Annotated in this window: 7 protein-coding genes; 5 read left to right on the top strand and 2 right to left on the bottom strand. The window is 70.6% G+C overall.

What is annotated here, in order from left to right; all coding sequences use genetic code 11:
* Positions 1-297: 297 nt before the first annotated feature.
* Positions 298-1,296: a DUF5937 family protein gene (locus ACFWUY_RS10325; RefSeq protein WP_384104909.1), complete on the bottom strand. Its 999-nt coding sequence runs from the start codon at positions 1,294-1,296 to the stop codon at positions 298-300.
* A 67-nt stretch (positions 1,297-1,363) separates the two neighbouring features.
* Between ACFWUY_RS10325 and ACFWUY_RS10320 the strand changes: the two genes are divergently transcribed.
* Positions 1,364-2,272 (top strand): aldo/keto reductase, encoded by a 909-nt coding sequence (locus ACFWUY_RS10320; RefSeq protein ID WP_384104906.1) that lies wholly within the window; start codon positions 1,364-1,366, stop codon positions 2,270-2,272.
* Positions 2,273-2,320: 48 nt separating this feature from the next.
* Entirely contained in the window at positions 2,321-2,620 is a 300-nt protein-coding gene (locus ACFWUY_RS10315; protein ID WP_384104903.1) for a hypothetical protein, read from the top strand.
* A 459-nt stretch (positions 2,621-3,079) separates the two neighbouring features.
* Here ACFWUY_RS10315 and ACFWUY_RS10310 read toward each other — a convergent pair whose 3' ends face one another.
* Positions 3,080-4,285 carry an ROK family protein gene (locus ACFWUY_RS10310; RefSeq protein WP_384104896.1) on the bottom strand — a complete coding sequence of 402 codons (1,206 nt, stop codon included), beginning with the start codon at positions 4,283-4,285 and terminating at the stop codon, positions 3,080-3,082.
* Between the two features lie 213 nt (positions 4,286-4,498).
* On the opposite strand from ACFWUY_RS10310, the gene ACFWUY_RS10305 reads away from it, so the two are divergent.
* Genes ACFWUY_RS10305 through ACFWUY_RS10295 form a run of 3 tightly spaced genes read left to right on the top strand, consistent with a single transcriptional unit; the run spans position 4,499 to position 7,631 of the window.
* Positions 4,499-5,827, top strand: coding sequence for an extracellular solute-binding protein (locus ACFWUY_RS10305; RefSeq protein WP_384104892.1), 1,329 nt, complete (start codon positions 4,499-4,501; stop codon positions 5,825-5,827).
* Positions 5,824-6,813 carry a carbohydrate ABC transporter permease gene (locus ACFWUY_RS10300; RefSeq protein WP_384104889.1) on the top strand — a complete coding sequence of 330 codons (990 nt, stop codon included), beginning with the start codon at positions 5,824-5,826 and terminating at the stop codon, positions 6,811-6,813. The genes ACFWUY_RS10305 and ACFWUY_RS10300 overlap by 4 nt, the downstream gene beginning before the upstream one ends.
* Entirely contained in the window at positions 6,810-7,631 is an 822-nt protein-coding gene (locus ACFWUY_RS10295) for a carbohydrate ABC transporter permease (protein WP_384104886.1), read from the top strand. Before ACFWUY_RS10300 ends, ACFWUY_RS10295 begins: the two co-directional genes overlap by 4 nt.
* Positions 7,632-7,646 lie beyond the last annotated feature (15 nt).

Below are 7,646 nucleotides of genomic sequence, written 5' to 3'. Positions count from 1 at the left end.
TAGTACCGCCTAATGCTGCACACCCACTACCCCCCACCGGGGTGTTTCATATGTGTCGCATTGCGGAGGGGGTTTGGGGCCGGCACTCATGAGTCCGGGCCCCTCACCGTGAGGACTGGTCTGTCATCCGACGGTCCAGCACCGCAGCGCCGAGCTCCACGGCCGCCGAGGACCCGAGGCAACGCCCCCGGTCGTTACATAAGAGGATTACGTAACGCGCGGCTGGAAATCGCTGCTGGGCATGACGACGCAACTTGGTGGTCGGCTCCGTAAATCCTTCGGGGGGTTGACGTGAGGTCAGGCGGAGGCGGCTTGGAGGAGGGCTTCGGCTGCGGCGGTGCGGGCGTAGAGAACGGAGCGGCCGGCTCGGTGGGCACTGACCAGGCCCGCGTCGCGTAGCGCGGTGAGGTATTGGGACACCCCTGCGGGGGAGAGTCCGGTGCGGCGGGCCAGCCGTGTGGTGGAGTCCGGAATCTCCAGCTCCGTCAGCAGCAGGGTCCGCGAGCGGCCCAGTACGGCGGAGAGGGTGTCGGTCCGGGTTGCGGAGCGCGGCTTCCACAGTGCGCCGATGCCGCGTGCCGGATAGGCGAGTTGAGGTGGGTCCGGCAGCGTCGTTCGGGTGCGCAGTCCCGGTCCGGTGAAGGCCGAGGGGATCAGCAGCAGTCCTGTTCCTGCCGTCGTGCGGGTCAGCGGCTGCTTTCGGCGGGCCATCCGCAGCGCGTTGCCGTCCCAGCTCAGCGACGTGTGCAGGTCGTGGAGGAGGTGGCCGGTGCCGTGCTCGGCGGCCATGCGGGCCCGGTAGAGGACGTCTGCGTCCAGGACCGCCCGGATTCGTGCCCAGTAGGGGGCGAGTGCCAGCTCCCAGTACGTTTCGAGCTCTTCTGCGACCTTGGCCAGGAGGCCCTGTGGGTCGTTGCGCAGGGCTCGTAGCCGGGGGCCGAGGTTGCCCTGGTGGCGGGCCAGGTGGTCGAGGTCCTGGCGTACCCGGTCGGCGGGCGAGGCCCGGATCGCGTCCCGCTCTGCCGCCAGGGTGGGGGCCGGTCCGGCGGGGGCCGGGTTGAGGAAGTCGGGAACGTAACCGCCGGTGGGCGGGATCAGCTCGCAGAGCCATCCCCGGTCCAGCCCGGCGGTCACCATGCGCGGGCGTACCTGGTCGGCCCAGGACCGGTGGACCGGATGCGCAGTGCCGGACCTCAGCAGCCGGAAGCTGGGCGCGACCTCCCACATCGGTGAGACGGCGAACCGCACCTGCGCCAGATCGCTCGTCGAGAACGCCAGCTCTGCCAGGACAACCACTCCTCAACGGATTCAGGCATATGTGAATCAATGGCGGGCCAGCCTACCGCGCGGAGATCATCCCGCCATGACCTCACAGACGATCACCGCAGCGGCATCAGGCACCTGGAAACTCGGCGACCGCACCGTCAACCGGATCGGTTTCGGCGCGATGCGCCTGCCGCAGCACGGTGAGGCATTCGCCGCCGACGCCGTCCCACGCGACCGCGACCAGGCGATCAGCGTGCTGCGCCGCGCGGTCGAGCTCGGCGTGAACCACATCGACACCGCCGCGTTCTCCTTCTCGCCGCTGCGCTCGGCCAACGAACTGATCAACCGCGCCTTGGCCCCCTACGGGGACGACCTCGTCATCACCACCAAGGTCGGACCGGGCCGCGACCCCTCGGGCCAGTGGCTGCCGCACGCCACCCCCGAGCAACTGCGCGGCCAGGTCGAGGAGAACCTGCGCCAGCTCGGCCGCGACCACCTCGACGTGGTGAACCTGCGCGTCGTCGGCACCGATTCCCTCGCCGAACGCTTCGGCGCACTCACCGAACTGCGCGAGGCCGGACTCATCCGTCACCTGGGCCTGTCCAACGTCCGTCCCCACCACCTCGTCGAGGCTCAGAGCATCGCGCCGGTGGTCTGCGTCCAGAACATGTACGGCATCGGCGCATCGTCCGAGCAGAGGGAGTTCCTGCGCGTCTGCGGTAAACAAAGCGTCGCGTTCGTGCCGTTCTACTCGATCGCCGGCACCGGACGCACCGTCGGCGCGACCACCGACCACAGCCCGGAGGTGCGCGCCATCGCCCGCGCCCGCGGCGTGAGCGCGGCCCAGATCCGGCTGGCGCGGACACTCCGCCAGGGCCCCCACGTTCTGGCCATTCCCGGCACCGGTGACCTCGGCCACCTCGCCCAGAACGTGGCCGCCGGCTCCCTGCGCCTGTCGGAGGAAGAACTCGCCGCCCTGGACTCCCTCCAGCACGAAGCAGCATGAACGAGCCTCCGGTGTCGTGATCCACTTCTGCTGAGCGGCCTGTCCGCCTTGCCGGTTCGCGCCGCCCGCCCCACGGCCCTGACGGCCGCCGAGCGACAACGGTCGAAGAAGGCGGCCTACGGCCACAAGACTCCGTACCAGGCCAGGGCCCGGTCACAGACCGTGCTCCTGGCGACCGGGGGCGGACCCAACGCGCGGATCGCTGTCGAGGCGGGAGCGCGCGTGGACACCGCGCGCACCTGGCGGGGCCGGTTCGCCGGCGGCGGCCTGGATGATCTGCCGGTCCGGCTCGACCGACACGCAACCACCGGCCGACGCCGAGAATCCGCCATCGGCCCGGCAGCATGATCAGCCCCTGAAGGTTTTACGGAGCCGACCACTCAGCTCGACCATGCGGTGACGTCATACCTCGACGTCATTCGTTCGCTCCGCCGGTCGGGGCGTCCGTCCGGGTCAGGATCCTCCCCGTGGAGATCCTCCACTCGCCACGGCGACCGCGGTACGCGACCTACCTGCGCCGCTTCCCCGCAGACCCGTGGGGATTGGCCGGCCACCCGGACGCACTACGGGACCGCGGCCGGCGATTCGGCCTCCTGGGGACCGTCGACGACAGGGAGGCCCGCCGTGTCACCCGGAGCATCGAGACTCCGGGCCCTCGCGCCCTCGACGTGCCGCGGCCCGGCGCGCGGCCGGGCCCGCTCGCGCCCGTCCCGGCTCAGTGGCGGGACCGCGCTCGTACCCTTTCGGTTCTCCGCAGGGCCGTGACAGCGCCGGAGTGGTGACCGCGTCGTGACGACCCGGCCGTGTTCAACGATCGCCGTTCCCGGCCGCCGGAGGCTCGAACGCCCCACGGTTCAGCCGCCGCCCGACCCGCCCTCCGGTTCCCGCGGGCACGGCCCCCGCGCCGGGAACGCCGTGGGAGCCGAAGAGCTGGAGGTTCAGATGCTCCAGAGCCAGCCGTACGGCGCCGAGGGCCACCGCCTCCGTGCCGAGCGTCGAGGTCGCGACCTGCGGAGGGTCGAGGCAGAGCTGCTCCACATGGTCCCGCACCGGCCGCGCCAGCGCCTCCCCCGCCCGGGAGAGACCGCCTCCGATCACCACGAGATCGGGGTTCACCGTGAGGACCATCGCCGCGATGCCCTGCGCGAGGATGCGGGCGAAGCGGTCCACACGGGCGACGGCGTCGGGATCTCCGGCCTGCGCGTCGCTGAAGAGCCGCGCCGCGTCCGGGGCGCTGCGGACCTCGTTCATCGCGTCACCCTCCCAGCCCAGCACGGCCAGCGCGCCGATCTCGCCCGCGGCCCCGCCCCGTCCGCGATGCAGCCGGCCGCCCAGCATCATCCCGGCGCCCGACCGCTTGCCCGCGATCAGCTGGATGAAGTCCTCCGCATACCGGGCGGCGCCGCGCCAGTGCTCGGCGAGGGCGGCGAGGTTGGCGTCGTTCTCGACGTAGGCGGGGCAGTCGAACCACGTGGAGGCCGCACCGGCCACGTCCACACCGTTCCATTCCGGGATCGGCGTGGACAGCCGGACCGCTCCATGGGCGTCGACGATCGCGGGCACACCGAGACAGACGCCGCGCAACCGAATACGGTCCTGGTCGGCGAGGAACCCGGTGGCCGCGTCACGGATCCGGTCCAGGCGTCCGGGTCCACCGAGACCCGGAGGGAGTTCGACCCGCCGGGAGGCGTGCTCCGTCCCGTCGAGGTCGGACAGCGACATGCGCACGCTGGTGACGCCGACATCGACACCGAGGACGTGCCCCGCCTCCGCGCGGAAGCGATAGCGGCGGGCAGGCCGGCCGACACTCCGCTCCGGTGCGACCTCCTCGATCCAGCCGGCGTCGTCGAGCTCGGCGATGACCACGTCGACCGTCTGCCTGGACAGTGCGGCCATCCGACCGATCTGCGTGAGAGTCATGGGCTCCGCGTTGCGCAGCACCCGCAGGACGGCTTCGACGTTCAGCCGCCGCAACAGGGTGGGATCGCCCCCCGTGAGACCGGTGCCGTTCACAAGACCTCGCCTCCCCGATTTCGCCGCCCTCTGCGACTCCCCCTCATCTTACGCTACGTAGTTACGTAACGGCTCGACATAAGCCTATTGACCTTTATTCCAAGCCGGATCTAGCATCCCCACAGTTTAGAAAGACCTCGACGTAAGTCCCGTCCACGGATGTCGACTCTCGTCCCGGCCCGCAGGCGGACCGCCTGCTCTGAGGAGCCCCCGATGTCCACGAGAACCTCCCCGCGCGTCGCAGCGACGTCCGCGCTTCTGGTCGCCGCCATGGGCGGCCTCACCGCCTGCGGCGGCCTGACCCCGGGCGGCGGCGCGCCCGCGTCACAGCCCTCCGGCCCCGTCTCCACCGCCCTTCCCGAGGGCAAGGCGACGCTGACCATCGTGAGCTCGGAGAACGCCGGCACCACCAAGGCCCTGGCCGAGGCGTTCCACGTCAAGCACCCGAACATCACCGTGGACTTCCAGTACACCGGCCCGGACGACTACGACAAGAGCCTCAACCTGAAGCTCTCGTCCGACACCGCCCCCGACCTGGCGCTGCTGAACAAGCTGGGCACGACGGTGAAGGCCGGTCTCGTCCGCGACCTCGACCCGTACGCGAAGGCCTACGGGTGGAACGACACCTACCCCGCCGGCCAGCTGAACCAGTGGCGTGCCGCCGACGACGGCAAGCGGCTCGGCACCGGGCATCTGTGGGCCGCGCCGGCCGGGTTCTCGATCGTCGGCGTGTACTACAACAAGGAGCTCGCCTCCGAGCTCGGCATCTCCGTCCCCACCAGCCGCGCCGCGTTCGACGCCGCCCTGGCCAAGGCGAAGGCGGCCGGCACCCTCCCCGTCCAACTGGGCAACCTCGGCGGCCACTCCTCCTTCATCGTCCAGTCGATCGTCGATTCCGTCGACGGCGCGGCCAGGACGAGTGACTGGGTCCACGGCAAGCCCGGATCGACGATCAAGACGCCGGGCGGCGCCGATGCCTCCAAGACGCTCGCGGACTGGTCCGGGAAGGGATACTTCCCGGCCGGCGCGAACGGCACGGACCTCCCTGGTGCGGTCTCCAGGTTCACCAAGGGCGAGGGGCTGTTCCTGTTCGACGGCAACTGGGACGCCAAGGCCATCGACGAGGCCATGGGCGACAAGGTCGGCTTCCTCCCCTTCCCCGGAACCGACGACAAGGCCACCGCGATCGGAACCTCCCTCGCCTACGCCATCCCCGCCAAGGCGAAGAACCCCGACCTGGCCGCCGCCTTCCTCGACTTCATGAACACCCCCGAGGCGGCACGGATCCAGTTCGCCACCGGCTTCCTGCCCGTCGCGCACGCCGACAAGGTGAAGACCCCCGCGGGATCGGTCAGGAGCGACATCGTCCGGGCGTGGGGACGGGTCAACGAGGACGACGGCCTGGTGAACTTCTTCGCGAACACCGACGCCACCATGAACGACACGCTCACCTCCCGGAGCCAGCAGCTCATCGGCGGCAGGATCACGCCCGAGGCGTACCTCGACGCCCTGCAGGACGACTGGACCAAGGGCCACCGGTGACCAGCACCCCCCTGCACCCCGTGGCCGAGAGGCAAGGTCCTTCCCGGGACCGGGATGTCCGGCGCGAGAAGCCGGCCGACCGTGGAGCGGGCACGGCGCGCACCCTGCGCTCCGGCCCGCGGCGCCCCCGCGGCCGCCGCGGGGCCTATCTGTACCTCGCACCCGCGCTCACGCTCTACACCGCGTTCGTCGCACTGCCCTGGCTGCACACGATGTGGCTCTCGTTGTTCCGGTGGGACGGCGTGACGCCCGGCACCTGGGCCGGCCTGTCGAACTACGCCGAGGTCCTCTCCGATCCGGCCCTGCGCTCGTCACTCGCGCACGCCCTCGGGTTCATCGGCTTCTACTCCCTGCTGCCGATCGCCTTCGGACTCGTGCTGGCCGCCGTCATCGGCGGGCGGGGCGGCCGGCGGTACCCCGTCAGCCGCACGATCCTCTTCCTTCCCCAGGTCGTGCCGCTCGTCGCCGTCGGCGTCACCTGGAAATGGATGTACTCGACCGACGGCATCGTCAACCAGGGGCTGGAGGCGATCGGCCTCGGTTCGCTGACCCGCGCCTGGCTCGGTGACTTCACCTGGGCCTACGTCGCCGTCGGCCTCGTCGGCACCTGGGTCATGCTCGGCCTGTGCCTCATCGTCTTCCAGGCCGGGATCCAGAAGATCGACACCAGCTTGTACGAGGCGGCGCGCATCGACGGGGCGGGGCCGGTGCGCGAGTTCTTCGCCGTCACCCTTCCCGGTCTGCGCGCCGAGATCGGTGTGGCCCTCACGATCACCGTCATCGCCGCGCTGGCCAGTTTCGACGTCGTCTACGTCACCACCGGCGGCGGACCCGGCGACTCGACGACGGTCCCCGGCGTCCTCATCTACCGGCTCGCCTTCACCAACGGAGAAGTCGGCGCCGCCTGTGCGCTCGCCGTGGTCCTCAGTGCCCTGATCGCCCTGGTCGTCCTGGCGATCGGCCGCATCACCCGGGAGAAGTCATGACCAGACGCTTCGAAGGCCTCACCGGCCGCGTCGTGATGACGGCCTTCAGCCTCGCCGTGATCGTCCCGTTCGCGGGCATCGTCCTGGCCGCCCTCCATCCTCCGGGGGCCATCGTCGACGGTCTCAGCTGGCCGGACCGCCCCTCCTTCGACAGCTTCTCCCGCGCCTGGTCGGACGCCGGCTTCGGCCAGCTCCTGCGCAACAGCGCCGTCGTCGCCCTCGGAGTGGTTCCCCTCGCGCTCGTCTGCGCCTCCCTGGCCGGCTACGCCTTCGCCCTGATGGAGTTCCGAGGCCGCAAGGTCCTCTTCGGGTTCCTCCTGCTGGGTCTCGCGCTGCCGTACGAGGCGGCGGTCGTGCCGCTGTACTACGACCTCCGCGTGATCGGGCTGACGGACACGCCCCTGGCCCTGATCCTGGCGCTCGTCGGACTCTTCATGCCGTTCGGCGCCTTCTGGATGCGCGAGCAGTTCCTCGCCCTGCCGAAGGAGATGACGGAGGCGGCCGCCGTGGACGGCGCCGGCACCTGGGCGGTGCTCTGGAGGGTCCTCCTCCCCTGCTGCCGCCCGGCCCTGATCACCCTGGGACTCCTCTACTTCCTCTGGGCCTGGAACCAGTTCCTCCTCGCTCTCATCCTCATCCAGAACCCGGAGGGGCGTACCGCTCCCGCCGGCCTCGGGTTCTTCGTCGGGGCCCACAACATCGACGTACCGCTCCTGTCGGCCGCCACGCTGATCGTGATCGCGCCCGTCGTGACCGTCTACCTCTTCTTCCAACGTCACTTCATCGCCGGGATGCTCTCCGGCGCCGTCAAGGGCTGACCCCCGCGGAAGGAC

The sequence above is a fragment of the Streptomyces sp. NPDC058664 genome (genome assembly GCF_042716635.1).
In the GTDB taxonomy this organism is placed as follows: Bacteria; Actinomycetota; Actinomycetes; order Streptomycetales; family Streptomycetaceae; genus Streptomyces.
The sequence above is the reverse complement of the archived record's forward strand: the minus strand, read 5'-3'. Positions and strand labels throughout refer to the sequence as shown.